Genomic DNA, 26,591 nt, shown 5'->3' with positions numbered 1-26,591 from the left:
GATCGTTCGACTTGACGAACGGCGGTGGTGGACGGCAGCATGTGCCTCGTGTTCATTGTAAGCACCGCGCGTTCGCTGCTCCGAACGGTCGGCCCCCGAGACCTCCGGGGCGTCCTGCTCGTCGCCGCCTCCGTCGCGGTCGTCGGCGTCTCCTACGGGCTCGGCGCGACCGCCGCCGGATTCCCGCTCTGGCAGATCCTGCTGCTCGCGGTCGCGGTGTTCGGCGCCTCCGCCGAGATCCTCTTCGTCGGCGTGGTGGCCGCGGGAGGCGCACCGCTCGCGGCGGCGCTGGCCGCGCTGCTCGTCAACGCCCGGGCGCTGCCCTACGGGATGACGGTCGGCGGCTTCCTGCCGCGCGGGCCGCTCCGGCTCCTCGGCGCGCACCTCGCGAACGACGAGACGGTGGCGCTCGCGCTCGGCGGGGCGACGGTCGCGCGCCGGCGCGCCCTGTTCTGGGTCTCGGGGGCCGCGGTGCTCACCGCCTGGCCGCTCGGGGCGCTGGCCGGGGCGCTGCTCGGCGCCGTCGTTCCCGACCCGTCGGTGCTCGGGCTCGACGCGGTCTTCCCCGCCCTCCTGCTCGCGCTCGCATTCCCGGCCCTCCGAGAGGGGCGGGCCGCAGCGGCCGCGATCGCGGGCGGAGTGCTCGCGCTCACCGCGCTGCCCCTGGTGCCGCTCGGACTCGCGCCGGTGCTGGCACTCGGCGGTCTGCTGATGACGGGGCGCCGCAGGTGAGCACCGCCGCGGTGACGCTCGGCGTCCTCGTCCTCGCCGTCGGCAGCTTCGCCCTCCGCGGGGGAGGGGCGGTGCTGCGCGACCGGATCGACCTCGGTCCCGCGACGCAGCGGCTCCTGGACCGCGGCACGGTCGTGCTGCTCGTCGCGGTCGCGCTGACCTCGGCACTGGCCGACGGCGGTGATCCCGCGCCCGCGTCCCGGGCGGTCGGTGTCGCGGCGGGCACGACGGCGGTGCTGCTGCGCGCGCCGCTCGTGGTCGTCGTGCTGGTGGCTGCGGCGACGACCGCGCTGGTCCGCGCGCTCTGAGGTCGGGCCGCGTCAGACCGAGCGCGCGAAGCAGACGCCCGAGTCGTCGCCCACGTGGGCGCCGAAGCCGTCGATCTCGGTGAAGCCGAGCGCGCGGGCGGTGGCGAGGGCCGCCTCCGCCTCGACCGGGACGCGGAAGCGGAGTGTGCGGATGCGCTGGACGCTCGCGTAGGAGAGCGCGGCGGCGACGAGGCGGCGGGCCGCGCCGCTGCGCCGGGAGCCGGGGAGGACCTCGAGGGCGAGCAGCTCGGCGAAGTCGTCGGGGCCGGGGGTGAGCGCGAGCACGCCGATCGGCTGCTGCGTCGTGCCGTCCCGGGCGACGAGGAGCCGGGCGTGCGGCGGGAGCGCGGTGTCGAGCAGGCCGGCGAGCGCAGCGGGATCCGGCCGTTCGAGCCGGACGACGATCCCGGTGCTCACGACGCGGGCGCCGCCGCCGGCTCGGCCGGCTCGAGTGAGAGCGTCTGCACAGCCGGGGCGTCGAGCTGCGCGTGCAGGAACTCGACGACGGTGGCGCGGAGGGACTCGTCGAGCATCGCGATCGAGTGGCGGGTGCCGGGGACGACGACGAACTCCACGCTCGCCCCCGTCGCGTCCAGCGCGCGGGCGAAGCGCTGCGACTGGCTGAACGCGACGCGCTCGCCCTCCGAGTGCGCGATCAGGAAGGGCGGCTCGGAGCCGTCGACGTGTGTGATCGGCGACGCGGCGTCGGCGACGGCGCAGTCGGCCAGGTCGGCGCAGTCGAGGTAGCCGCGGACGGCCGCGCCCACCCCGATGATCGGGTCGTCGTCGGCGAGGCCGGCCGCCGTGAGATCGGCGGGGCCGCTGAGGTCGACGACCGCGGCGAGGCGCGAGGTGCCGGCGCCGTCGGCCGTCAGTGCGTCGTCAGTCCCGAGCAGCGAGACGAGGTTGCCGCCGGCCGAGCCGCCGAAGGCCGCGACGCGGGTCGGGTCGATGCCGAAGCGCTCCGTCTGCTCGGGCGCGAGGATCCAGTCGAGCGCGGCCGAGACGTCCTCGATCTGCGCGGGGAAGACGTCGGCCGGAGCGAGGCGGTAGTTCACCGAGGCGGCGACGAAGCCCTCCGAGGCGAGCCACTGGCAGAGCGGTCGCCAGTTCGGGTCGGCCTTGTCGCCGCGGGTCCAGCTGCCGCCGTGCACCACGAGGACGGCGGGGAGGGCGGCGCCGGCCGCGGCGTCGACGGGGGAGCAGACGTCGAGCGCCTGCCCGGTCGCCTCGTCGTAGACGAGATCGGCGGTGACGGGCACGTCGTCGTACGCCGTGACCGCGGCGGCGCCGGCCGCCTGGGCGATCGGCTGCGAGACCGGGGCGCTCGTGCAGCCGGCGAGGCCTCCCGCGAGCAGTGCCAGGGTCGCCGCGAACAGGGCGATCGGTCGCGTGGGTCGGGTGGGCGCGCGCATGGGTGAGCCGAGCATAAGGGGAAAGGCGGCGCCCGCCTAGGTCGACCCCGCGATCAGGGGGTGGACAGCGGGACCTCCGCCTCGCGGGCCTCGGGGACGGCCGGCGTGGGCGCCTCCGCCTGCAGCCGCACGAGCACCACTCCGATCAGGATGAGCGCCCCGCCGCCGAACTGGATCGGCGCCGGCAGCTCGCCGAGCAGCGCCCACGCGGCGACGATCGAGAACAGCACCTCGGTCAGCCCGACGAAGGAGGCGATGCGGGTGCCGAGCCGCGAGCCGCCCTCGATCCCGAGCAGATAGGCGAGCACCGTCGACATCCCGAGGATGACCGCGGCCGGCAGGAACCAGGGCACGTCGTTCCCGACGAAGACGACGTCGCCGAACGTCGCGCGCAGCGGCACGAGCCCGCTGAGGCCGAGGATCAGCAGGAGCACGGCGCCGACCGTCATCGCCCCCGCGGTGAGCGCGATCGGCGGCAGCTCCGGATCGATCCGGCCGGCGATCACGTAGTAGACGCAGAGGCCGAGCGACGCGGTCAGCGCCCAGGCGACGCCGACGAGCTCGGGAGTGGACTCGCCGGACAGGTCGAGCACGAGCACCAGGCCCGCCAGCGCGAGCGCCGAGCCGGCGAGGGTGAAGCGGCCGGGGTGGCGGCGGGTGCGCGCCCAGGCGAAGAGGACGAGGAACACGGGGGCGAGGTACTCGATCAGGAGCGCGACGCCGACCGACATGTGCTCGATCGCGCTGTAGAAGCAGAGCTGCGCAGCGATCACCGCGAAGACGCCGTAGAGGCCGACCGTGCCGAGGTTGCGCCGGAGCACGTGCCAGCGGCCCCGGAGCGACAGCGCGGCCGGGATCGCGAGGATCAGCGCCGCGCCGCCCGCCCGCCAGAGCACGGCGGCGGACGGGCTCCAGCCCGCCTCGAGCAGCGGCTTCACGAAGGGGCCGCCGAGGCCGAACGCGGCCGCGGCCGCGAGGGCGAGCGCCAGACCGGAGCCCAGGCGGCGCGGGGGAGCGGAGAGCGTCACGGTGGCCTCTTCCAGGAGTCGGTATCGAGCAGTCGGTGTTCAGGAGTCAACGTCGTTATGCTCGTGACAGTACTGATCGGACGTGTCAGGAGTCAACATGGTCTTCGCTTATGACGTGGAGGCGGCGCTCACCTCCACCGCCGTGCTCGTCAACACGCTGCCCGAGCTGTCGCCGTCCGGGGAGGACGAGATGGCGTCGATCGAGCAGCTCGACGAGTTCCTGATCGAGCACCGCTACACCGGCAGCCGCGACGGCTCGGCGGCCGAGCTCGAGGCGGTGCGCTCGGTCCGCGCCCCGCTCCGCTCGCTCTGGCGCAGCCGCGCCGAGGAGGACCTCGTCGCCGTCGTCAACGGGATGCTCGAGGAGGGCCGCGCCCTCCCGCAGCTGGTGCGGCACGGCGTCTACGGCTGGCACCTGCACGCCACCCGCGACGAGAGCCCGCTCGCCACGCGGATCGTGGTGGAGGCGGCGATGGCCTTCGTCGACGTCATCCGCGGCGACGAGCGCGACCGCATCCGCATCTGCGCGGCCGATGACTGCGAGGCGGTGCTCGTCGACTTCTCGCGCAATCGCTCCAAGCGCTACTGCGACACCGGCAACTGCGGCAACCGAGCGAACGTCGCGGCGTACCGGGCGCGGCGCGCGTCGAGCTGACGCGGCACTCGCCCCGGCGCACTCGCGCCGGCGCACTCGAGCGCGCGCACTCTAGCCAGCACCCGGGCTCGCGTGTAAACTCTCGTGGTCGGCTCTTGACTCCGTGCGTCGCCGCGCGGATGGGTTTGTCAGTCAAGCGGGCCGGATCTCCGACAGTCGTCGTGAGATGAATCACATGTGTGAATCGGCCCCGGTCAGCGTCTCAGAGCAGCGACTCACCCGGGTTCCCGCAGCGCCCCGTCCGTTCGCACCCCACGAGGGTGATCGATCGGCGTGTGCCTGCTCGCGCAAGACCTGAACCCAGGAAGCAGCCATGCCCAAGAACAAGAAGCCCGCCGGCGGACGCCCCGCCAAGAACTTCGAGCCGAACCGCTTCGGCGCCTCGAGCGGCAAGTCCCAGCTCGGCGGCCGCCCCCGCTTCGCCGCGCCCAAGTCCGGCTCGCGCAGCGAGGGCCACCGCGGCTACCGCCCGGTCGACGAGAACGCCCCCAAGAAGGCGCGCTGGAACGCCGAGGAGCGCGCCGCGAAGCTCACCGAGCGCGGAGAGTCCCGCGGCGAGTCCCGAGGCACCGACCGCGGCGAGTCCCGCGGCTACGACCGTCCGGCCCGCAGCTACGACCGCGACGACCGCCCGGCCCGCAGCTACGACCGCACCGACCGCCCGTCGCGTTCGAACGACCGCGACGATCGTCCGGCCCGCTCGTACGACCGGACCGACCGCCCCGCGCGCTCGAACGACCGCGACGTACGCCCGGCGCGCTCCTACGACCGCACCGACCGTCCGGCCCGCTCGTTCGACCGCGACGAGCGCCCCACCCGCAGCTACGACCGCGACGCCCGCCCCGCGCGCTCGAACGACCGCGACGACCGCCCGGCCCGCTCGTACGACCGCGGCACCGACCGCCCCGCGCGCAGCTTCGACCGCACCGACCGCCCGGCGCGCACGAACGACCGCGACGCCCGCCCGGCGCGCTCGTTCGACCGCACCGACCGCCCGGCGCGCTCGTTCGACCGCACCGACCGCCCGGCGCGCTCGTTCGACCGCACCGACCGCCCCGCGCGCTCCTTCGACCGCACCGACCGCCCGGCCCGCGGCTTCGACCGCGGCACCGAGCGCCCCGCCCGCGGCGGCGCCGACCGGCACGACCGCGGCCCGCGCCGCGACTCCGGCTCGGACTTCTACCCCAAGCGCGACGGCCGCGGCAGCCACCAGGCCGACGACGTCGTGCTCGAGCGCCTCGAGGCGACCGCCACGGTCGCCGTCGATGTCGAGGGCGTCAGCTTCGGCGACCTCGGCCTCGGCGCGAACATCGTCCGCCAGCTGACCCAGATGGGCGCGGCCTCGCCGTTCCCGATCCAGGCCGCGACGATCCCCGAGGTCCTCGCCGGCAAGGACGTCCTGGGCCGCGGCAAGACGGGCTCGGGCAAGACCATCGCGTTCGGCGCCCCCGTCGTCGAGCGCCTGATGGAGAACGACGGCGCGAAGGGCCGCAAGCCCGGCCGCCCGCCGCGCGCGCTCATCCTCGCCCCGACCCGCGAGCTGGCGATGCAGATCGACCGCACCATCCAGCCGATCGCGCGCTCCGTGGGCCTGTTCACCGCCACGATCTTCGGCGGCGTCCCGCAGTACAAGCAGGTCGGCGCCCTCCAGCGCGGCGTGGACATCATCATCGCCACCCCGGGCCGCCTCGAGGACCTGATCGAGCAGGGTCGTCTCGACCTCTCGACCATCTCGGTGACCGTCCTCGACGAGGCCGACCACATGTGCGACCTCGGCTTCCTCGAGCCGGTGCAGCGCATCCTCCGCCAGACCAAGCGCGGCGGCCAGCGCCTGCTCTTCTCCGCGACGCTGGACAAGGGCGTCGCGACGCTCGTCGACGAGTTCCTCGTCGAGCCGAGCGTGCACGAGGTGGCGGGCGAGGACCAGGCGTCCTCGACCATCGACCACCGCGTCCTGCTGATCGAGCACCGCGACAAGGGCGCGATCATCGAGGAGCTCGCGGCCCGCGCCGGCAAGACGCTGATCTTCGCCCGCACGCGCGCCTTCGCGGAGCAGCTCGCCGAGCAGCTCGAGCACGCCGACATCCCGGCGACCAGCCTGCACGGCGACCTCAACCAGTCGCGCCGCACCCGCAACCTCGCCCTGCTGACCAGCGGCCGGGTCGACGTCCTCGTCGCCACCGACGTCGCCGCCCGCGGCATCCACGTCGACGACATCGACCTGGTGATCCAGGCCGACGCCCCCGACGAGTACAAGACCTACCTGCACCGCTCCGGCCGCACCGGCCGCGCGGGCAAGAAGGGGACGGTCGTCACGCTGATCACGCGCAACCGCCGCCACCGCATGGAGGAGCTGCTCGAGCGCGCCGAGATCCGCGCTGACATGATCCAGGCCTACCCGGGCGACCGGGTGCTGGCCGAGATCAGCGCCGGCGAGTAGAGCGTTCGCACGGTTCTCCGCGCAGCAACGCCGAAGGGCGGACACCCGGTGAGGTGCCCGCCCTTCGGCGTTTCAGGGGTGCGATCCGAGGATCGCGCCGGCTCAGGAGGCCGGGGGGGTGAGGACGGTGTCGATGAGGTACACGGTCGCGTTGGCGGTCTGGACGCCGCCGCAGATGACCGAGGCGTCGTTCACCTTGATGTCGTCGCCGGAACCGGTGACGGTGACGTCGCCGCCCTGGACGGTGGCGTGCGTGCCGTCGATGTCGTCAGGGGCGATCTGGCCGGGGACGACGTGGTAGGTGAGGATCGAGGAGAGCGTGGCCGCTCCCTCGGGGGTCTTCAGCGTCTCGAGGGTCGCGGCGTCGAGCTTGGCGAACGCGTCGTCGACGGGGGCGAAGACGGTGAACTCGGCGCTGTTCAGCGTGTCGACGAGGTTGACGTCGGGGTTCAGCTGACCCGAGACCGCAGCGGTCAGGGTGGTGAGCAGCGGGTTGTTCGACGCGGCGGTGGCCACCGGGTCGAGCGCCATTCCGCCGACCGAGCCGGCGCCGTCCGGGACCTGCTCGGCGTACGCGGCGCAGCCGGAGCCGACGAGGTTGGCGGCCGGGTCCATGGTCGCCATGGGCGTCGCGGACTCGGTCATCATCGGGGTCGACATCTCGGAAGCGGTGTCGGTCGCGGCGTCGGTGGTGCCGGCGCCGGACGAGCAGGCGGTGAGGCCGAGGGCGGCGGTGCCGAGCAGGGCGAACGCGGCGAGGGTGGTGCGCTTGGTGGATCGCATGGGGATGCTCCTTCGTGATACGGCCCCCACGTGATGCGGAGGACCTGTCTGTGTGTGGACCGTTTCGCGGCCGTTGAACAGTCTTCGGAGCCCTCCCCGAGGGGGTTTGGAATCGATCGGGGCAATCGGGTCACGGGTTCATAACGGCCCGGGTGAGGCGATTACCCTGGATGTCGGCCCGCGCACGCGGTGCGGCACGAGACGGACAGCACAGGACGGCAGGAGTCGAGCGGATGCAGACGCGAGGGGCACGGGTGGCGCGCGGAGTCGTCGCCGCCGTCGCCGCGACCGCGACCGCCGCCGCCTCGCACACGCTCGCCGGCGCCGAGGCCCCAGCTCCGGCGATCCTCGCGCTCGCCACCGCCTTCGCGGCGGTCGTCTGCGTCCTCCTCTCCGGTCGCACCCTCTCGCTGGCGCGGCTCGCGGTATCGGTTCTGCTCAGCCAGCTGGCGTACCACTCCCTCTTCCTGGTGACCGGCGGCGGCGGCGACGTGAGCGTCGTGGGCGCGACCGCCGGCGGCCACTTCCACGGCAGCGGCACGGTCGAGCTCGTCGCGGGCGGCGCCGCGCTGGACAGTGCTGGCCACTCCGCGCACACCCCGCTGATGCTCGTCTCGCACCTCGTCGCCGCTCTCGTCACCGTCGCGGCGCTCCGCCACGCCGAGCGCGTCTTCTGGACCCTCGGCACCGCCGTGCTGCGCGTCGTCGTGCGCCTCGTCGCGCGGGCGTCTGCCCTGCTGGAGCCGCTCGCCGCCTCGGTCGCCGTGCTCGGCGCGGTCGAGCCGAGCGCACCCCGGGCCCTCGACGCGGTCCTGCGGACCCTGCGGCACCGCGGCCCGCCCGCGCGCGCCCTGCCCGCCGTCTGACGTCCTCCCACCCGATCCCTTGGTCGGCGACGGGAGGCCTCGGCCGGTGAGCCCGCGCGCACCGCGATCCCGCGCTGCGCCCTCACCCTTCCTCGGCGATGCGCCGACTCCCTCAAGGACCTCTCACGATCATGACCACCACCCGCACCTCCTCCACCACCTCCTCCTCCTTCTCCTCGCGCGTCCGCCTCGTCGGCGGCGGTGCGCTCGTCGCCGCGGGCTCCGTCGCCCTCGCGCTGGCCGCCCCGACCGCCGCGAGCGCGCACGTCACCGCGGCCGCCTCCACCACCGCCGCCGGCTCGTACACGGTCGTCACCTTCTCCCTCGCGCACGGCTGCGAGGGCTCGCCGACGACCGGCCTCACCATCACCGTCCCCGAGGGGATCAACTCGGTCAGCCCGACCGTGAACCCCAACTGGGACGTCGTGAAGAACGAGGTCGCCATCGCGGACCCGGTGACCGACTCGCACGGCAACACCGCGACCGAGCGCGTCTCGGACGTCGTCTACACCGCGAAGACCCCGCTCGCCGACGGCTACCGCGACACCGTCTCGCTGCAGCTGCAGCTGCCGGAGGACGCGGCGGGCTCGACCCTCGAGTTCCCCGTGCTGCAGACCTGCGAGACCGGCTCGACCGCCTGGGACCAGCCGACCGTCGAGGGCGAGGCCGAGCCGGAGCTGCCCGCGCCGACCGTCGCCGTGACCGCGGCGATGGAGGGCTCGGGCCACCACGACGACGACGGCGACGGTGACGACGCGGTCGCGACGACCGCCTCCGCCACCACCGCGACCGGTCAGGGCGACGACGTGCTCGCCCGCGTTCTGGGCGTGGGGGGCCTCGTCCTCGGTGCCGTCGGCGTCGCCTTCGGGCTCGCCTCGCGTCGCCGCAGCCCGAAGGCGTCCGCGTGACGCTGACGACTCGGAAGACGGGCACCCGCCTCGTCCTCGCCGCCGCCGCGATCGGGCTCCTCGGCTCGGTCGCGGTGGCGACGCCGGCCAGCGCGCACAACTACCTCGTGTCGACGACGCCCGCCGCCGACTCGACGGTGACGGAGCAGCCGGGCACCCTCGCGCTGACGACGAACGACGACCTGCTGGTCCTCGGCAACGACGGCGCCGCGGCGGCCCTGCGCGTCGTCGGACCGGACGGCCTCTACTACGGCGACGGCTGCGTCAGCGTCCTCGGGCCCGAGGCGTCGATGCCGCTCGAGCTCGGCGCGGCCGGCGCCTACGAGGTGACCTGGCAGGTCGTCTCGACCGACGGCCACCCGGTCTCCGGGCAGTACGGCTTCGACTGGCAGCCCGGAGCCGACGTCGCCCTCGCGGAGGGGTCCGAGTCCGTCCCCGACTGCAACGGCACCGTCGCGGTGTCGGACGCCTCGGCGCCGTCCGCGGACGAGGCCGAGGCGGCGACCGGATCCGATCCGGCGCTCCTGGGCGACGTCCTCTGGATCGGCGGCGCGCTCGTCGCCGTCGTCGCGGCGATCGGCATCACGCTGCTCGTGCTGCGGAGGCGTCCGCAGAGCTGATCGCGAGCGGGCCTCCTGCTCCCCGTCGAGGGGATCAGTGCAGGAGGCTCGCCAGTGGTCCGCCCTCGAGGTCGGCGAGGATCGCCGCGGCGTCCTCGTAGACCGCGACGGCTCCGGCCTCGCGCAGCTCGTGCTCGCCGGTTCCGCCGGACTGCACGGCGATCGTGGCCAGGCCGGCCCGCTCGGCCGCGATGACGTCCCAGGTCGCGTCGCCGATCATGATCGCGTGGTCGACCGAGACGCCGGCCCGCTCGAGCGCGATGCTCATCAGGTCGGGCGCCGGCTTGGCCGTGTCGACGTCCCCGCCGCTCGTCACCGCGTGCACCGTGTCGCCGAGGTCGAGGACGTCGAGCAGGATCTCCAGCTCGTTCTCCGGCGCGGAGGTCGCGAGGACGATGCGGACCCCGCGGTCCGCCAGCGCCCGGATCAGCTCGCGCGCACCGGGCAGGAGCGTGATCCGCGCGGACGCCTCGGCGTAGAGCTTCGTGTGCAGGTCCTTGATCAGGGTCCGCTTCGCGTCGTCGACCTCGTCGTCCACGAGCAGATCGAGCAGCTCCGACGAGTCCGCGCCGATCGCCCGCTGGATCCGCCAGGTCGGGATGTCGAGGTCGGCCAGCCGGAAGGCGCGCGACCAGGCCTCCACGTGCAGGAAGTTGGTGTCGGCGAGCGTGCCGTCGATGTCGAAGAGCGCGGCGGTCGGTGTCGTGGGCATGTCGTCCTCTGCTGGTCGTGGAGCTGAGTGCGGAGCCCGGTTCTCACCAGGCCGAAGGGGGAACCCTACGCCTGCGCCCGGGCAGGAGTCGCGCCCCTTGACGTGAGGCTGTCAGAACGGCGGAGGCTCGTCCTGCGCCGCATTCGGTTGCATGATCTGTGGCGCGCCGTCGGCGCCCGGCGGTGGCTCGGAGTGCGCCGGGCGCGTGGTGTAGCGCCGGCCGATCGGGCTCGTCCAGTGCAGGACTCCGGCGGGCCGGTGCTCGATGCGCCAGGTGGTGGTGTGCCGGAGCCGGTGGTGATGGCGGCAGAGGTGGGCGAGGTTGTCGGCGTCGGTGCGGCCGCCGTGCTGCCACTCCACTCCGTGGTCGACGTCGCTCGCGGAGGCGGCACGCGTGCAGCCGGGGAAGCGGCAGGTCTCGTCCCGGTGGAGAAGGTGCCGCCGCAGATCGGCGGGGACCCGGTAGCTCGTGCGCCCGACGGAGAGCACGGCGCCGGTCTCGGGGTGGGTGAGGATCCGCGTGAAGGAGGGCGCGTCCGCGGCGAGTAGGCGGGCGGTCCCGGGGTCGATCGGCCCGTAGCCCTCGAGGGTGCCGGGCTCGTCGGAGCGCCCGAGAAGCGTCAGCACGGGGACAGTGACCGCGACGCGGGGACGGATCCCGGCGGGGACGGCGGTGCCCGTCGCGCGGGCGCCGTTCGTCTCGCCGTCGAGCAGGAGCGCCGCTCCGACGTCGGCGCGCAGCTGGCCGACCGTCCGCTTCTCGCCGGGCAGCTCGCGCAGGGAGTGCGCCACCCGGTCGATGCGGTCGAAGGCGCCGTGCGCCTCGGGCGCCGGGAGGTGCAGGTGCAGGGTGGCCATGCCGTCCCCGTCACCGTCGAGCCAGACCCCGCGGCGCTCGGCGCACCGGCGGTGGCGCTCGGTGAGCGACTCGGGGTGCAGTCGCTCGCGCAGGGTCCGGAGGCGGCGCTGCAGCTGCGGGGGAGTGCGATCGGCCGCTAGCGCGGCGGCCTCCTCGTCGAAGCGCCCGCGCACCTCGGGCGGCAGCTCGGCGGCCGCACGGAGGATCGCCCGGGCGTGCTCGGGCGAGATCTCCGCGTCGCGCAGGGCTGCGAGGGTCCGCGGGAGCTCGTTGACGAGCAGCCGGCTCTCCTCGATCAGCCCGGTGGCGTGCGCCTCGGACACCCGCAGCGCCGTGGCGAGCTCCGCGATCAGCGCCCTGTGCGCCGCCTCCGACCGCTCGGCCCGCACGGTCACCCGCGGGTCGACCAGCGCGGCATGGGCGGTCAGCGACGCGACCCGCGCGAGCTCGATCAGCTCGGCCCGCTGCGCCTCGGCCCGCGCCCGGAACCCGTCGACGACGCACACCACGCCGACGGCCGAGGCGAGCGCCTCGTCCAGGTGCTCGCGCACCCCCGGGGGTCGTCCCCCGTCCTCGTTCTGAACCATACGAGGATGGTTCCACAGACCACCGACACGGGGCCGGCCGTCCGGCCCTATCAGTGGAGAACGCGCCGAGATCGATCCTGGGGAGGAGCGATCGCCCGATTCTCGATCCCCCTACGCGTAGACCCGCACCGTCTCCCGGATGGTGTTCGCGTATTCGTAGATCTCGTCGAGCGTCGAGATCGCGTGGCGCGTCTCGTTCTTCTCCTGGTCGAAGGTCCCGAGGTACTTCTGCTTGCGATTGAAGTGCAGCCGCGCGACGGGCTTGCGGTTGTTGTCGTCGATGATGATCGCGAAGTACGACTTGGCGTCGCGGGAGGCGATTCTGCTCACCTTGACCTCGCTGCAGGCGATCGCCTTCACGATCTGATACCCCTCGAGCTCCTCGAGCGTGGTCTCGATGTCGCTCTGGTCCTCGAACTCCTCCTCGACCACGGCCTGGCTCGTGACCGCCTGCTCTGCGGCGATCATCTCCGTCCGTGGGAAGTTCGGCGCTCCGAGTGCCGTCTTCAGGCGCTCATTGACCTGCTCGTTGAGGAACTGCTTCGAGGCCTTCGTCACCAGTGCGGTGAACTGCTCCCGCACCTTCTGCGTGTACGCACCGCCCTCGTAGACGCGCGTCGTGAAGAACTTCACCCACTCATCGGACGGAGAAGCGAACTGGGCGGCCAGCTCGCGCTTGAGCTGGCCGATGTACTTCAGCTCGCCGGCCGCGCTGATGATCGAGTCGAGGTCGAAGACCTCCTTCGTCAGCTTCACCAGTTCGGGGATGAGCGTCTCGTCGATGTCGGTGAGATCGAGCACCAGGAAGGGCTTCGCATCCATACGATTAGGAGCGTCGAGATCGGTGTAGAAGTGGTACTGCTCGCCATTGGTGAGGATGGCGATGCGTGCGTTCGTCACCGCGAAGTACCGGTACAGCTGCGATGCGTGCTCGATCTTGAGCGGCTCACTCGACTTCTTGCACTCGACGAGCATCTGGACGTCGCCGTTGTGCACGATCGCGTAATCGATCTTCTCGCCCTTCTTCACGCCGACATCGGCGATGAACTCGGGAACGACTTCGAGGGGATTGAAGACGTCGTAGCCGAGGATCGTCGAGATGAACGGCATCACGAAGGCGTTCTTCGTTGCTTCCTCGGTCTGGATGATGTCTCGCTGCTGGGTGACCTTCGTCGCAAGGGCCATCAGTCGTTCGGTGAATTCCACGGGTCTCCTCGTCGAGGCGGAAAGGCTCTGTCCGCTGAATGCTCTCCGACGAGCCGGCGCCTTAGCCACCCCCTTTCGGGGATCCCCCTCACACCCGCCGCGGCACCGTGAAGACCGTCTCGACGCCCGGCGAGTACAGCACCGAGTCCGGCGCCCGCGACGCCAGCCCCGGGAATCCGGCGACCTCGAGCAGCCCGTCGTCGAGCGCGAGCAGATCGGCGCGCTGCAGCGGCCACGACCGGTGCAGATTGCGGCCGTACCAGGTGGAGCCCAGGTGGCGCTCGTGGTAGGCCCAGCGCGAGGTCAGGAAGCCGGCCAGCGGGTCCTCGGACGCATCGGTGCCGGGGGTCGGGCGCACCACGATCCGGGAGCGCGCGGCGGGCTCGCCGATCCGCTCGGTCGTGTAGATCGCGGCTCCGTGGCGGTGCTCGATGTCCATCCGCGCCCAGCGGTACGGCAGGCCGAAGACGGCCTGCGCGGTGAGCACGGGGAGCAGGTGCGACGCCTCGAGCGAGACGAAGACGACTCCGCGGCGCCCGTGCCGATCGACCGAGTAGAGCCGCACGTTCACCTCCGGGAACGTCCCCAGCCACGGCACGCGCGGCCCGCCGAGGAACGCCGTCCGCGACAGCCGGAACGGGATCAGCCCCACCCAGGAGGAGCCGTCGTGCTCGTCGGGCCGGACGCCGGCCGGGAGGTGCGGGGCCACCTGCGCCGGGTCGACGCGCCAGTGCAGGAAGGACGCCTCGGTCCAGCGCTGGCGGAGGATGCGCGGCCCGCCGAGCGCCGGCGCGGTACGGGTCACGGATTCGACGGAGGTCATCCCGCCATCGTGCTCCTCGCTGCTGCGAACCGGCCTGTCCCGAGCGATTCCGGCGCGGTGCGCGGCACGGGCGGCGCGCGGCGCCGCCACCCGCCACGATGAGACCATGTCGAGCACCGCCCCCTCCGCCTCCACTCCCGCCGCCCCCGCCGCGACCCCCACCCGCCGCGACGCCGTGCTGCTCTGGTCCGCGATCGCCGTGACGGTGCTGCTCTGGGCGTCGGCCTTCGTCGGGATCCGCTTCGCCGCGGACGACTTCGACCCCGGCGCGCTCACCCTCGGCCGGATCGTCATCGGCTCGATCGCGCTGACGGTGGTGCGCCTCGTGCTCACGGCACGCCGCCACGGCGAGCGGACCGCGCGCAGCCGGGTGCCGCGCGGCCGGATCCTCCTCCTCGTGATCGTCTGGGGCGTCGCCTGGTTCGGCCTCTACAACCTCGCGCTCAACGCGGCCGAGCGGCACGTCGACGCCGGCACCGCGGCGCTCCTGGTCAACATCGCGCCGATGATCACCGCGGTGCTCGCGGGCCTCCTGCTCGGCGAGGGCTTCCCGCGGCGCCTGCTCGGCGGCATGGCGGTGGCGCTCGCCGGAGTCGCGGTGATCGCGTTCTCCACCTCGTCCGGGCAGTTCGACGTGATCGGGGTCGTCCTCGGCCTCGCCGCCGCGGTGCTCTACGGCGGCGCCGCGACGCTGCAGAAGCGCCTGCTCGGGCACGTCGACGCGATGACGATGACGTGGATCGGCTGCCTGGCCGCGACCGTCGCCTGCCTGCCGTTCGCCCCGGAGCTGCTCGCCTCGCTCCAGGCCGCGCCCGCCTCCTCGATCGCCGCCGTCGTCTACCTCGGCGTCTTCCCCACGGCCGTCGCCTTCACCACCTGGGGCTACGTCCTCTCCCGCTCGAGCGCCGGCCGCACGGCCGCCACCACCTACGCGGTCCCGGCCGTCGTGGTGCTGCTGTCCTGGCTGCTGCTGGGCGAGACGCCGCCGGCGGCGGCGCTGATCGGCGGCGCGATCGCCCTGGGCGGCGTGGCGGTCGCGACCCTCCGGCGCCGACCCGCGGGAGTCTGAGGGAGCGCTCACTCCCCGGCGATATGCTGGGGGCACGTTCGTCCAGTCGGCGCCGAGCGCCGGCCACGGTGCGCGCCCGTTACGGTGAGGATCCCCGATGACCGAGGCCCTGCAGCCGCCCCAGAACGCCCTCTCGCTCACGCCGCCCGAGCCCGTCGCCGCCGTCGCGACCACCTCGGCGCCGTCGATCGCGCCGAAGGTCCCCGAGCAGGCGCTGCCCGGGCTCGAGGCGAAGGTCGACGGCTACCTCGCGTCGCTGATGTCGTCGGAGGCGCGCAGCCCCGAGTTCGCGGCGAAGGCGAACGACATCCGCACGATGGGCGACGCGGACATCCGCTCGGCCGCCGACTCCTCGAACCGCCTGCTGAAGACGCCCGTGCGCGCGCTGCAGGAGGGCGGCCTCTCCGAGGGCTCGAACATCGGCAGGACGCTGCTGGAGCTGCGCCGGACCGTCGAGGACCTCGACCCGTCCGAGGACAACATCCAGAAGAAGATCCTCGGCTTCATCCCCTTCGGCAACAAGATCACCGACTACTTCCGCCGCTACGAGAGCGCGCAGTCGCACCTCAACGCGATCATCCAGGCGCTCTACGACGGCCAGGACGAGCTGCGGAAGGACAACGCGGCGCTCAACCTGGAGAAGCAGAACCTCTGGGACACGATGACGCGCCTCAACGAGTACATCTACGTCGCCGAGCGCCTCGACGTGAAGCTGTCGGCGAAGATCGCCGAGCTCGACGCGACCGATCCCGACCGCGCCCGGGCGCTGCGCGAGGACGTCCTCTTCTACGCGCGGCAGAAGCACCAGGACCTGCTGACCCAGCTGGCCGTCTCGATCCAGGGCTACCTGGCGATCGACGTCGTGATCAAGAACAACGTCGAGCTGATCAAGGGCGTCGACCGCGCGACCACGACGACCGTGTCGGCGCTGCGCACCGCGGTCATCGTCGCGCAGGCGCTCGCGAACCAGCGCCTCGTGCTCGACCAGATCACCGCACTCAACACGACGACCTCGAACATGATCGAGGCGACGTCGCGGATGCTCGCCGAGCAGTCCGCGAGCATCCAGTCGCAGGCCGCGTCGGCGACGGTCGGGCTCCCGCAGCTGCAGGCCGCGTTCGCGAACATCTACCAGACCATGGACTCGATCTCGGACTTCAAGATCAAGGCGCTCGACAGCATGGCGCAGACCGTCGGCGTGCTGCAGGTCGAGACCGCGAAGGCCGGCGAGTACGTCGAGCGGGCCCGCCGCAGCAACTCCGACATCGACGCGGCCTCCTCGCTCGATCTCGGCCGCTAGCCGATGGGCTGGCTCTCCCGGCTGTTCGGCGGCACCGACCCGGTGCCGGAGGAGACCGCGCCCGCACTGCCGCGCGTGCCGTCCAGCGACGACATCCTCGCGGCGCTCGACCGGGTCGCCGCGGAGACCGCGGGAAAGGTGCCGGCGATCGTGGCCGCGCGCATCCGCCGGGTCGACGAGACCGTCCGCGAGATGGTCCCGCGCCTGGACCGCCTCGGTGGGATGAGCCGGCAGGGCCACACCGTCGTCGCCACCGCGACCAGCTACCTGCCCGAGGCGGTCGAGGGCTATCTGCGCCTCCCGCGCGACTTCGCCGACCGCCGCGCCGTCCACAAGGGGAAGACCTCGCTGATGATCCTCTGCGACCAGCTCGACCTGCTCGGGGGCACCCTCGACCGGATCTCCGACGCCGTCTCGCGGCAGGACGCCTCGGCGCTGATCGCGCACGGGCAGTTCCTCGCCGAGAAGTTCACGGAGTCGTCGCTGTCGAGCGGGCTGGACGCGCCGAGCACGCCGTCCACGCCGCCCGCGCCGACCACCCCCGGCTCGCTGACCCCGCCGAGCGCCTCGTGAGCACGCTGCAGGCGTCGCTCGACGCGCTCGTCCTCGTCGGGACCGCCGCCGGTCTCGACGGCGCCGACGTGCGCGCCGAGGGCGGCCGCCTCGCCGCCGCGGTCGCCGAGTCGATCACCGGAGCGGGTCAGGACTGGCTCGCCGAGACCGGAAGCACCGGCGGGCTCGAGGCCTTCTTCACCGCCGCGTCGAGCGCCCGGCGCTGGCGCAGCTCGCCGACCGACCTGCTCGCCGGGCTGGTCGCGGCGCGCTCCGAGCAGGCCGGCGCGTACGCGCGGGCGCTGACCGAGGTCGTCTCCGCGGCGAGCTCGCTCGGACAGCCGGGGATCGGCGGGATCGCGGCGGCGTCGGCGACGGCGGCGGCGCAGCTGGGGGCGGTCGGGGCGGCGCAGGCTCCTCCGTCCTCCGTCCCCGCGGCGCCGCGCGATCTGCCTGCCGGCGTTCCCGGGGTCGACGAGATCCTCGCCCGGCTGCGGCGGACCGAGCACGACGGGCCGCAGGACGAGCCGGGGTCGGCCGCCGCCGCGCCGCCCGTCACTCCGGCCGCCGAGCCGGAGCCCGAGGAGCTCGAGCCGCCCGAGGCGATCGAGGACCTGCTCGCCGAGCTCGACGCGCTGATCGGCCTCGACCGGGTGAAGGGCGAGATCAAGCGGCAGACCCAGCTGCTCCGGATCGACACCCTGCGCCAGGCCGCCGGGCTCACCACGCCGACGCTGACCCGGCACCTCGTCTTCACGGGCAACCCGGGCACCGGCAAGACCACGGTCGCGCGCCTGGTCTCGCGGATCTACCGCTCGCTCGGCATCCTCTCGAAGGGCGTGCTCGTCGAGGTCGACCGCTCGGAGCTGGTGGCCGGCTACCTCGGCCAGACCTCGATGAAGACCGCCGAGGTGATCGCCTCGGCCCGCGGCGGCGTCCTCTTCATCGACGAGGCCTACGCCCTCGCGCTCGATCAGTACGGGGCGGAGGCGGTGACCACCCTGGTCAAGGACATGGAGGACCACCGCGGCGACCTCGTCGTCATCGTGGCGGGCTACTCCGGCCCGATGCAGGGCTTCCTCGACACCAACCCGGGGCTCGCCAGCCGCTTCTCGACCACGATCGACTTCGCCGACTACAGCGACGACGAGCTGTCGGCGATCTTCGCGCGCCTCGCCGCCTCCGCCGACTTCACGCCCACGGAGGAGGCGATCGCCGCCTTCGCCGACCTCGCCGCCGCGCAGGAGCGCACCGAGGCGTTCGGCAACGGCCGCTGGGTGCGCAACGTGCTCGACGCGGCGATCGCCCGCCACGCCTGGCGCCTGCGCGACACCGAGGAGCCGACGCTCGACGAGCTGCGGACGCTCGAGGCGGCGGACGTCGTGGAGGCGGAGCTGCCGGAGGCCGACGCATCGACCGGGGAGAGCTCATGAGCATCACGACCGCCGCACCTCCCGCGCAGGCCGCACCGCCGGCCGCGCCCGCCACCCGGCGGCCGACGCTGCTCGCCCGGGCGACCTCGACCACTCCGCGCACCCTCCGCCTGATGCTGGTGCTGACGGCGCTCGCCGCCGTGCTGTTCGGCGTCTTCGCCCAGCAGGCCGCGTCGCTGCAGTCGCGCGCCGCGACCGAGGCACGGGAGCAGGCCGCGCAGCTCGTCGGTGTGCAGGACGTGCGGAACCTCCTCGTCGACGCCAACGCGATCGCCGCGAACACCTTCCTGGTCGGCGGCCTCGAGCCCGCCGATCAGCGGCAGAGGTACGTGGCCAACCTCGCGGCCGCATTGACGCGGCTCACCGAGCTGGCCTCGACGCAGCCCGACGACGCCGAGACCCTCGCCGCGATCACGAGCAAGCTGACCACCTACAGCGGCCTGATCGAGCAGGCCCGGGCCAACAACCGGCAGGGCTTCCCCGTCGGCTCGGCCTACCTCGACCAGGCCTCGGCGCAGCTGACCGGTGCCGAGAAGGGGATCCTCCAGGACCTCAACGGGCTCGTCACCCGCGGGGCGGACCGCGTCGCCGCCGCGTACGACACCGTGCGCTTCAGCGTGCTCCTGCTGATCGGCTCGCTGGCGATGCTCGTCCTGCTGATCGCCGCGCAGATCTGGCTGGCCCGCCGGACGCACCGCTACCTCAACCGCCCGCTCGTCACCGCCACGGCCCTGCTGCTGCTGGTCGGCATCGGCGGCGCGGTCGTCCTCGGCTCGATCGGCGGGCGCGCGGCCGCGGTGCGGGCCGACCCGTACCAGGCGACCCTCGTCGTCTCGCAGGCGCTCACCGCCGCGAGCGACGCGAAGTCGCTGGAGAGCTTCACGCTGATCAAGCGCGGCTCGGGAGCGGCGCTGGAGGCGGAGTTCCAGACCGCGGCGGAGGACGCCCGCACCCGCCTGCAGGACGGCGTGGAGGCCGGCATCGTCGACGGGTCGCTGCTGAGCGAGCTGAACGCGTGGCTGGAGCTGCACACCGCGATCCGGGGCGCCGACGACGACGGCAGGTGGGACGACGCCGTCGATCTCGCCACCTCGACCGAGCCCGACTCCGCGAACGTCGCCTTCACCGCGTTCGCGAACGACGCCCGCACCGCGATCCTCGACGACGCGGACACGACCCGGACCGAGCTCGACGACGGGAGCGCGATCGCCTCGGTCGCCTCCTGGATCCTGCTCGCCGCCGGCCTCGCGGGCGCCCTGCTCGCCTGGCGCGGCGTCTCGCAGCGACTGGAGGAGTACCGATGACCCGCCTCAGCACCCTGCGGACGGGCGCCGTCGCGCTCCTGCTGACCACCGTGCTCGCCGTCTCCGGCTGCACCAGCGGAGCGGAGGACCTCGGCACCATCACCGAGGCGACGCCGACCCCGACGGCCTCCGCGTCGTCGAGCGCCGCTCCCGCCACCGCGGAGTGCTCGCCCTCGGCCGTCACCTCCTACGCGCCGACCGGCGTCACCGACAGCCCCCGCCTCGCTGAGATCCGCGCGGCGGGCACGCTCCGCGTCGGCGTCTCGGCCGACACCCTGCTGATGAGCGCGCGGAACCCGCTGACCGGCAGGATCGAGGGCTTCGACATCGACATCGCCCGCGAGATCGCCCGCGCGATCTTCGGGAACCCGGACTCGATCGAGTTCGTGGTCATCACCTCGGCCCAGCGCCTGCCCGCCCTCAGCGGCGACGCGGCCACCCCGCAGGTCGACCTGGTCGCCCGCACGCTCACCATGACCTGCGACCGCTGGAGCAGCATCGCCTTCTCCTCCGAGTACTACGGCGCCGGCCTCAAGGTGCTCGTCTCGGACAGCCTCGACGCGGACGGCATTGAGGACCTCGCGGGGAAGTCGGTCTGCGCTCCGCGCAGCACCACCACGCTCAGCCGGCTCGAGAACGACTACCCGGAGGTGACCGCGGTCGCCGCCGACACGCACACCGAGTGCCTCGCGGAGTTCCAGGAGGGCTCGGTCGACGCGATCGCCGGCGACGACACGATCCTCGCCGGCTTCGTGGCGCAGGACCCCTACGCCAAGGTCATCGGCGGCCCGCTCAGCTCCGAGCCGTACGGCCTCGGCATGCCCGCCGGCGACACGGACTACGTGCGCTTCGTCAACGCGGCACTCGAGAGCATCCGCGCCGACGGCCGCTGGCAGAGCATCTACGACCGCTGGCTCGGCGAGCTCGGCGCGCAGTCGCCGCCCGACGCGGTGTACGGACGCTGACGGTGGCCGCGGGGACGGGGACGCAGGGCGGCTCGGGAGCGGGGGTCTCGGAGGGGACGCCCGTCGCTCCGGGGCGCCTGGGCGAGGCGATCCCGCAGCGCGAGCTCTTCGACTACCTGGCCCGGCTCGGCCGCTGGCTCGATCGGACGACCCGGGAGCTGTCGCGGCTCGACGCCGCCGCGCTCGCGTCGCCGCAGGCCGACAGCTACACCGCCGACGTCGTGCTCGCGCAGTCGCTGCGCGAGTCGGTGACGCGGCGGCTGGCCGAGCTCGAGCAGGTCTGGGACTCCGGCCGGGTCGACGCCGTGGCGCGCGAGCGGATGTCGCAGCTGATCTGGGGCCGGCTCGACGCGTCGGGGTCGGGCGGGAGCGCCGCCGTGTCGCTGGTCGAGGCCGTCCGGCTCTGCGACGCCGTGGTCGGACAGCTGAAGTCGCGGCTCGAGCTCGACCCGAGCGGCACCGACGTGGCCGGCCGGATCGTCGGCGTCCGCGCCGAGATCGAGCGCTGCCGCGACCTCACCCGCGACGCGCGCGGCGCCGTCGACCAGGCCGCCGCCCAGCGCGTCGCCGTGCTGCGCTCCCGGCTGGACAGCCTCGCGGAGAAGGCCGGCCGCGGCGCCGACGTCTCCGGCCCGCTCGGCCAGCTCGAGAGCGACTCCGCCCGGCTCGAGCGCGACCTGATCATCGCCGCGTCCGAGCGCCGGGGGCTCGAGCACGACCGGGCCCGCGCCCGCGAGCTGGCCGCCGCCGCGGAGCTGCGCGAGGCGCCGCTGCGCGAGCTGGTCGCCCGCTGCCGCCGCGAGATCGCGGATCCGCCCCGCCTCGCCGTGCCCGACGTCTCGCGACTCGGCGAGCCGCCGGCCGACCGGCAGGCGCTCGACGCGCACCTCGCCCGCCTCACCGCCGTCGGCCGGGCGTTCGACGCCGTCGAGGCCGCCTACACCTCGCCGCTGCGGGAGCGGGCGGCGCTCGGCTTCCGCCTGCGGGCGCTGCGCGAGCGCGCGGCCGCCAACGGCCGGGCGGCCTCCGCCGTCGGTGCCGCGGCCGACGCCGAGGTCCGCGCCGCGCTCGACGCGGTGCCGTGCTCGGTCGCGCTCGCCCGCCACCTGGTCGAGCAGTACGACGTGGTCACCCGCGATCTGCCCGCCGCCTCCTCTCCCTCGCACCCCCGGAAGGCCAGCTCATGAACGGCGCCCCCTGCACCTCGACCCCGGGCTGCACCGGTGTGATCGAGGACGGCTACTGCAACGTCTGCGGGCTGCCGGCGGAGGCGCCGGCGGCGGCTGCTCCCGCCGCCGCCGTCTCCACCCCCACCGCGCGCCGCGCCGCTCCCGCGACCGGCGCCGCTCCCGCCGCTCCCGCCACTGCCTCCGCCGCGTTCGGGACCGGCTTCGCCGAGGGGGCGCCGAACGCGCAGGCCCCGGTCGGCTCGAGCACCGAGGAGGCGGCGACCGCCCGCAGCGGCCGCACCTCCTCCGCCCGCCTCGCGACCGCCGCGCTCGGCTCGGCTCGCACCGCGCAGACCGGCTCGAAGACCACCCGCCGCGTCGGCACCACCTCGACCCGCCTGCGCGGACCCCGGCTCGGCGCCGGACTGACGACCGTCCCCTCGCGTCCCGCCGCCGATCCGATGGCCGCGCTGATGAAGGAGGCGGTGCTCCCCGAGCGCAAGCGCTTCTGCTCGAACTGCGGCACCGCGGTCGGCCGCGGCCGCGACGGCAAGCCCGGCCGCACCGAGGGCTTCTGCCCCAACTGCCGCACGCCGTTCAGCTTCACCCCGCAGCTCGCGAAGGGCGACGTCGTCGGCGGCCAGTACGAGGTCGTCGGCTGCCTCGCCTACGGCGGACTCGGCTGGATCTACCTGGCCCGCGACCGCAACGTCTCCGGCCGCTGGGTGGTGCTCAAGGGCCTGCTCAACTCCGGCGACCCGGACGCGTACGCCGCCGCGGTCACCGAGCGGCAGTACCTCGCCGAGGTCGAGCACCCGCTGATCGTCGAGATCTACAACTTCGTCCTGCACGAGGGCGCCGGCTACATCGTGATGGAGTACGTCGGCGGGCCCAGCCTCAAGCAGATCCTGCAGGAGCGCCGCGACGCGAACGGCGGCTCCGCGGATCCGCTGCCGGTCGACCAGGCGCTCGCCTTCGTGCTCGAGGTGATGCCGGCCTTCGCCTACCTGCACGACCACGGACTGCTCTACTGCGACTTCAAGCCGGACAACATGATCCAGGTCGGCGACCAGGTGAAGCTGATCGACCTGGGCGGGGTGCGCCGGGCCGACGACGAGGAGTCGGCCATCTACGGCACCGTCGGCTACCAGGCGCCCGAGGTGCCCGAGCTCGGGCCGTCGATCGCGTCCGACGTCTACACGATCGGGCGGACCATCGCCTCGCTCGTCCTCGACTTCCGCGGCAACCAGACCACCTACGTCGCGTCGCTGCCGCCGGTGTCCGAGACGCCGCTGTTCCAGAAGTACGACTCGTTCTACCGCCTGGTCGCGAAGGCCTGCGCGCCGGATCCGCAGGACCGCTTCGCCACCGTGGACGAGATGCGCGGGCAGCTGCTCGGCGTGCTGCGCGAGGTCGTCGCGACCGACCGCGGGCCCGGGCACCCGGCACTGCACTCGACCGAGTCGGCGCTGTTCGAGGCGCCGGTCGCCGACGTGGTCGACCGGCCGCTGCCCTGGGACGCGCTGCCCGGGCTGAAGACCGACGAGTCCGACCCGGCCCGCGCCTGGCTCGCGGGCGTCAACGTCGCCGACCCGATCGTCCGGCTGCGCGCCCTCGCGCTCGCGCCGACCGTCACCGTCGAGGTCCGGCTCGCCCGCGCCCGCGCGGCGATCGAGGCCGAGCGCTGGGAGGACGTCGCCCGGGCGACCGGCGAGATCCTGACCGAGGACCCGTGGGAGTGGCGGGCGGTCTGGATGAGCGGCCTCGCGCAGCTCGCCCGGCGCGACGCCATCGGCGCCCGCGCCTCCTTCAACACCGTCTACGGCCAGGTGCCCGGGGAGCTCGCCCCCAAGCTCGCCCTCGCGGCGGCTTGCGAGTCCAGCGGCGAGCCCGAGGTGGCGGAGTCGCTCTACGTCATCTGCGCCCGCGCCGACGCGAACTACACCGCCCCGGCCGCCTTCGGCCTGGCGCGGGTCCGCCAGCATCGGGCCGACCTCGACGGCGCGCTCGACGCGCTCGACATCGTCGGGCCCACCCGCTCCTCCTACGTCGACGCCCGTCGTCGGCGGGCCGAGCTGCTGGCCGGCTCCGGACGCGGACTGCCCGCGCTCTCGGCCGCGCTCGCGAGCGTCGACGCCGTCGCGATCGACGCGCGCACCCGGCTCGAGCTGACGACCGGGGTGCTGGAGTCGGCGCTCGAGCTGGTGCGCCGCGACGGCCCCGCGGAGGGCGCGACGATCGGCGGGATCGATGCGACGGAGCCGGCCCTGCGCGACGGCCTGGAGATCTCCTACCGCTCCCTCGCCGCGGCGACCCGCGAGAAGCAGGAGCGCCTGCGCCTCGTCGACCGGGCGAACGCCGTGCGCCGCTGGACGCTGACGTGAGCGGGGAGAGCGCCGTGCTGTCCACGGCCTGCCCGAACTGCGGCGAGCCGGTCTCGACCGGCGACGCCTTCTGCGAGGCCTGCGGGACGACGCTGATCGTCCCGGCCGCCGCGGCCGCTCCGCCCGCCGCCGGCTCGGAGGGGCCCACCGCCTGCGTGCACTGCGGGGGAGCGATCGCCGACGACGGCTACTGCGAGCAGTGCGGCCAGCGCGCGCCGACCGAGCGCGAGCACTGGGCCGAGGCGCCGCACCCGCTGGTCGGCGGGGTCTGCGACCGGGGGATCCGGCACGCGGCCAACGAGGACGCCATGGCGATCGGCGCGACCGCCGGCGAGGACGGCGCCCTGCTGACCGCGCTCCTCGTGGTCTGCGACGGCGTCTCCTCCACTCCGGACTCCGACACCGCCTCACTGGCCGCCGCCCGCGCCGCGCTGAGTGCCCTGCGCTCCGAGGTCGGCGGAGCGGTCCACGGCGCCGAGCGCTGGGGCGCGCTGCTGCAGATGGCGGTCGCGCGCGCCTCCGGAGCGATCGACGCCGCGGTCCCGGAGAAGCGCGACAACCCGCCGTCGTGCACCTTCACCGCCGCGATCCTCGACGGCGCCCTGCTGGTCACCGGCAACGTCGGCGACAGCCGCAGCTACTGGATCCCCGACGGGGGACCGGCGCGGCAGCTGACGGTCGACGACTCCTGGGCGCAGGAGCAGATCGCCTCCGGCGTGCCCCGCGCCGAGGCCGAGACGGCGCCCGACGCGCACGCGATCACCAAGTGGCTGGGCGCGGACGCGCACGACGAGTCGCCGGCGATCGCCTCCACCGTGCTCGACGAGCCCGGCTGGGTGCTCGCCTGCTCCGACGGACTGTGGAACTACGCGTCCCCCGCCGACGACCTCGCAGCGGTGCTGCACGACGCCGTCGCCCGGATCGGCAGCGACCCGGTCGCGCTGGCGGAGGCGCTGGTCGCCTGGGCGAACGAGCGCGGCGGCCACGACAACATCACGGCGGCGCTGGCGCGCTTCGCCCCGGGCGGGGACCAGACGCCCCACGCAGACGAGTAGGCCGCCTGCGGCCGCCTCCATGCTGATCGAGTAGGCCGCTTGCGGCCGTATCGAGATCCACCCTTCGACAGCGTCGGTCTCGATACGCCGCTGCGCGGCTACTCGACCAGCATGGGTGGGCGGACGATCCCGTTCCGCTTCATGCTGATCGAGTAGGCCGCCTGCGGCCGTATCGAGATCCACCCTCCGATAGCGTCGGTCTCGATACGCCGCTGCGCGGCTACTCGACCAGCATGGGTGGGCGGACAATCCCGTTCCGCTTCATGCTGATCGAGTAGGCCGCTTGCGGCCGTATCGAGATCCACCCGTGCCGCTCCGTCCAGCCGGGACCCCTGCCGCTGGACAGATCCGCCCCTCGCGTCCGCCCGCTCGCCGCCTACCCTCGAGCCCATGAGCATCGCCGAGTCGCCCGCCACCTCGCTGTCCACCATCGGCCACTGGATCGACGGGGCGGCCTCGCCGTCCTCGTCCGGCCGCACCGCGCCGGTCTACGACCCGGCGCTCGGCGTCGCGACGAAGGAGGTCGCGCTGGCCGACGCCGCCGAGATCGACGCGGCCGTCGCCTCCGCCAAGGCCGCCTTCCCCGCCTGGCGCGACACCTCCCTGGCCAAGCGCCAGCAGATCCTCTTCCGCTTCCGCGAGCTCCTCGACGCCAAGAAGGGCGAGCTGGCCGAGATCATCACGTCCGAGCACGGCAAGGTGATCTCCGACGCGCTCGGCGAGATCACCCGCGGCCAGGAGGTCGTGGAGTTCGCGACCGGGCTCGCGCACCACCTGAAGGGCGAGTACTCCGAGCAGGTCTCGACCGGAGTCGACGTGTACTCCGTCCGGCAGCCGCTCGGCGTGGTCGGGATCATCAGCCCGTTCAACTTCCCGGCGATGGTGCCGATGTGGTTCTTCCCGATCGCGATCGCGGCCGGGAACACCGTGGTCGTGAAGCCGTCCGAGAAGGACCCGTCGTCGGCCATCTGGCTCGGCGCGCTCTGGAAGGAGGCCGGGCTCCCGGACGGCGTCTTCACCGTGCTGAACGGCGACAAGGTCGCCGTCGACGGGCTGCTCGAGCACCCGGACGTGACGTCGATCTCGTTCGTCGGCTCCACCCCGATCGCCCAGTACGTCTACGAGACCGGCACCCGCAACGGCAAGCGCGTGCAGGCGCTCGGCGGGGCGAAGAACCACATGCTGGTGCTGCCGGATGCGGACCTGGACCTCGTCGCCGACTCGGCGATCAATGCGGGCTTCGGCTCGGCGGGCGAGCGCTGCATGGCGATCTCGGTGGTCGTCGCCGTGGAGCCCGTCGCGGACGAGCTGATCGGGAAGATCCAGGAGCGGGCGGCGACCCTGCGCATCGGCGACGGGCGCCGCGGCTGCGACATGGGACCGCTGGTGACCCAGGCGCACCGCGACAAGGTCGCCTC

25 protein-coding genes are annotated in these 26,591 nt (G+C 73.7%); 17 read left to right on the top strand and 8 right to left on the bottom strand.

What is annotated here, in order from left to right; genetic code table 11:
• Positions 1 to 24 precede the first annotated feature (24 nt).
• Positions 25 to 732 (top strand): AzlC family ABC transporter permease, encoded by a 708-nt coding sequence (locus HQQ82_RS10625; protein WP_367948279.1) that lies wholly within the window; start codon positions 25 to 27, stop codon positions 730 to 732.
• Entirely contained in the window at positions 729 to 1,040 is a 312-nt protein-coding gene (locus tag HQQ82_RS10620) for an AzlD domain-containing protein (RefSeq protein ID WP_173233052.1), read from the top strand. The genes HQQ82_RS10625 and HQQ82_RS10620 overlap by 4 nt, the downstream gene beginning before the upstream one ends.
• 12 nt (positions 1,041 to 1,052) lie before the next feature.
• On the opposite strand, the gene HQQ82_RS10615 is transcribed toward HQQ82_RS10620, so the two are convergent.
• The 3 genes from HQQ82_RS10615 to HQQ82_RS10605 are packed head-to-tail and all read right to left on the bottom strand — an operon-like array spanning position 1,053 to position 3,483.
• The gene (locus HQQ82_RS10615; RefSeq protein WP_173233050.1) at positions 1,053 to 1,457 is read right to left on the bottom strand and encodes a GNAT family N-acetyltransferase; all 405 of its coding nucleotides are present in this window, start codon (positions 1,455 to 1,457) and stop codon (positions 1,053 to 1,055) included.
• Positions 1,454 to 2,455: an alpha/beta hydrolase gene (locus HQQ82_RS10610; protein ID WP_173233048.1), complete on the bottom strand. Its 1,002-nt coding sequence runs from the start codon at positions 2,453 to 2,455 to the stop codon at positions 1,454 to 1,456. Before HQQ82_RS10610 ends, HQQ82_RS10615 begins: the two co-directional genes overlap by 4 nt.
• A gap of 53 nt (positions 2,456 to 2,508) precedes the next feature.
• A complete protein-coding gene (locus HQQ82_RS10605; RefSeq protein WP_216848526.1) occupies positions 2,509 to 3,483 on the bottom strand; it encodes a DMT family transporter in 975 nt (324 codons plus the stop codon).
• Positions 3,484 to 3,580: 97 nt separating this feature from the next.
• Here HQQ82_RS10605 and HQQ82_RS10600 point away from each other — a divergent pair, with 97 nt between their 5' ends.
• Positions 3,581 to 4,138, top strand: coding sequence for a CGNR zinc finger domain-containing protein (locus HQQ82_RS10600; RefSeq protein WP_173233046.1), 558 nt, complete (start codon positions 3,581 to 3,583; stop codon positions 4,136 to 4,138).
• 313 nt (positions 4,139 to 4,451) lie between these two features.
• Entirely contained in the window at positions 4,452 to 6,578 is a 2,127-nt protein-coding gene (locus HQQ82_RS10595; protein ID WP_173233044.1) for a DEAD/DEAH box helicase, read from the top strand.
• Positions 6,579 to 6,680: 102 nt separating this feature from the next.
• Here HQQ82_RS10595 and HQQ82_RS10590 read toward each other — a convergent pair whose 3' ends face one another.
• Positions 6,681 to 7,361, bottom strand: a complete 681-nt coding sequence (locus tag HQQ82_RS10590; RefSeq protein WP_173233043.1) for a fasciclin domain-containing protein — start codon at positions 7,359 to 7,361, stop codon at positions 6,681 to 6,683.
• Positions 7,362 to 7,594: 233 nt separating this feature from the next.
• On the opposite strand from HQQ82_RS10590, the gene HQQ82_RS10585 reads away from it, so the two are divergent.
• The 3 genes from HQQ82_RS10585 to HQQ82_RS10575 all read left to right on the top strand — a co-directional run bounded on the left by HQQ82_RS10585 (position 7,595) and on the right by HQQ82_RS10575 (position 9,755).
• Positions 7,595 to 8,227, top strand: a complete 633-nt coding sequence (locus HQQ82_RS10585; protein ID WP_173233041.1) for a hypothetical protein — start codon at positions 7,595 to 7,597, stop codon at positions 8,225 to 8,227.
• A 131-nt stretch (positions 8,228 to 8,358) separates the two neighbouring features.
• Entirely contained in the window at positions 8,359 to 9,135 is a 777-nt protein-coding gene (locus HQQ82_RS10580) for a YcnI family protein (RefSeq protein WP_173233039.1), read from the top strand.
• Positions 9,132 to 9,755 carry a copper resistance CopC family protein gene (locus tag HQQ82_RS10575; protein WP_173233037.1) on the top strand — a complete coding sequence of 208 codons (624 nt, stop codon included), beginning with the start codon at positions 9,132 to 9,134 and terminating at the stop codon, positions 9,753 to 9,755. Before HQQ82_RS10580 ends, HQQ82_RS10575 begins: the two co-directional genes overlap by 4 nt.
• A 34-nt stretch (positions 9,756 to 9,789) precedes the next feature.
• On the opposite strand, the gene HQQ82_RS10570 is transcribed toward HQQ82_RS10575, so the two are convergent.
• The 4 genes from HQQ82_RS10570 to HQQ82_RS10555 form a co-directional block, all read right to left on the bottom strand.
• Positions 9,790 to 10,467 carry an HAD family hydrolase gene (locus tag HQQ82_RS10570; protein WP_173233035.1) on the bottom strand — a complete coding sequence of 226 codons (678 nt, stop codon included), beginning with the start codon at positions 10,465 to 10,467 and terminating at the stop codon, positions 9,790 to 9,792.
• 111 nt (positions 10,468 to 10,578) lie between these two features.
• Positions 10,579 to 11,913 (bottom strand): HNH endonuclease signature motif containing protein, encoded by a 1,335-nt coding sequence (locus HQQ82_RS10565; protein ID WP_173233033.1) that lies wholly within the window; start codon positions 11,911 to 11,913, stop codon positions 10,579 to 10,581.
• Between the two features lie 111 nt (positions 11,914 to 12,024).
• Positions 12,025 to 13,119: a type I restriction endonuclease gene (locus HQQ82_RS10560; protein WP_173233031.1), complete on the bottom strand. Its 1,095-nt coding sequence runs from the start codon at positions 13,117 to 13,119 to the stop codon at positions 12,025 to 12,027.
• Positions 13,120 to 13,207: 88 nt separating this feature from the next.
• Entirely contained in the window at positions 13,208 to 13,942 is a 735-nt protein-coding gene (locus HQQ82_RS10555; protein ID WP_173233029.1) for a YqjF family protein, read from the bottom strand.
• Between the two features lie 106 nt (positions 13,943 to 14,048).
• Here HQQ82_RS10555 and HQQ82_RS10550 point away from each other — a divergent pair, with 106 nt between their 5' ends.
• From HQQ82_RS10550 to HQQ82_RS10505, 10 genes are all read left to right on the top strand, one after another.
• On the top strand, positions 14,049 to 15,011 hold the full coding sequence (locus tag HQQ82_RS10550) for a DMT family transporter (RefSeq protein ID WP_173233027.1): 963 nt from the start codon (positions 14,049 to 14,051) through the stop codon (positions 15,009 to 15,011).
• Between the two features lie 97 nt (positions 15,012 to 15,108).
• Positions 15,109 to 16,311, top strand: coding sequence for a toxic anion resistance protein (locus HQQ82_RS10545; protein WP_173233025.1), 1,203 nt, complete (start codon positions 15,109 to 15,111; stop codon positions 16,309 to 16,311).
• A 3-nt stretch (positions 16,312 to 16,314) separates the two neighbouring features.
• A complete protein-coding gene (locus HQQ82_RS10540; RefSeq protein WP_254071447.1) occupies positions 16,315 to 16,884 on the top strand; it encodes a hypothetical protein in 570 nt (189 codons plus the stop codon).
• Positions 16,881 to 18,296, top strand: coding sequence for an AAA family ATPase (locus tag HQQ82_RS10535; protein WP_173233023.1), 1,416 nt, complete (start codon positions 16,881 to 16,883; stop codon positions 18,294 to 18,296). Before HQQ82_RS10540 ends, HQQ82_RS10535 begins: the two co-directional genes overlap by 4 nt.
• Positions 18,293 to 19,600, top strand: coding sequence for a hypothetical protein (locus HQQ82_RS10530; protein ID WP_173233021.1), 1,308 nt, complete (start codon positions 18,293 to 18,295; stop codon positions 19,598 to 19,600). Before HQQ82_RS10535 ends, HQQ82_RS10530 begins: the two co-directional genes overlap by 4 nt.
• The gene (locus HQQ82_RS10525) at positions 19,597 to 20,565 is read left to right on the top strand and encodes a glutamate ABC transporter substrate-binding protein (protein WP_173233020.1); all 969 of its coding nucleotides are present in this window, start codon (positions 19,597 to 19,599) and stop codon (positions 20,563 to 20,565) included. Before HQQ82_RS10530 ends, HQQ82_RS10525 begins: the two co-directional genes overlap by 4 nt.
• Before the next feature lie 2 nt (positions 20,566 to 20,567).
• On the top strand, positions 20,568 to 21,752 hold the full coding sequence (locus tag HQQ82_RS10520) for a hypothetical protein (protein WP_173233019.1): 1,185 nt from the start codon (positions 20,568 to 20,570) through the stop codon (positions 21,750 to 21,752).
• The gene (locus HQQ82_RS10515) at positions 21,749 to 24,118 is read left to right on the top strand and encodes a serine/threonine-protein kinase (protein WP_173233018.1); all 2,370 of its coding nucleotides are present in this window, start codon (positions 21,749 to 21,751) and stop codon (positions 24,116 to 24,118) included. The genes HQQ82_RS10520 and HQQ82_RS10515 overlap by 4 nt, the downstream gene beginning before the upstream one ends.
• Positions 24,115 to 25,173 (top strand): PP2C family serine/threonine-protein phosphatase, encoded by a 1,059-nt coding sequence (locus tag HQQ82_RS10510; protein ID WP_173233017.1) that lies wholly within the window; start codon positions 24,115 to 24,117, stop codon positions 25,171 to 25,173. Before HQQ82_RS10515 ends, HQQ82_RS10510 begins: the two co-directional genes overlap by 4 nt.
• Positions 25,174 to 25,563: 390 nt before the next feature.
• Positions 25,564 to 26,591 (top strand): aldehyde dehydrogenase family protein (locus tag HQQ82_RS10505; protein WP_173233016.1); only part of this gene is annotated, 1,028 nt, incomplete at its 3' end.

The organism is Rathayibacter sp. VKM Ac-2856 (assembly GCF_013205055.1).
GTDB lineage: Bacteria > Actinomycetota > Actinomycetes > Actinomycetales > Microbacteriaceae > Rathayibacter.
This window is presented reverse-complemented; position numbering and strand designations above follow the sequence as displayed.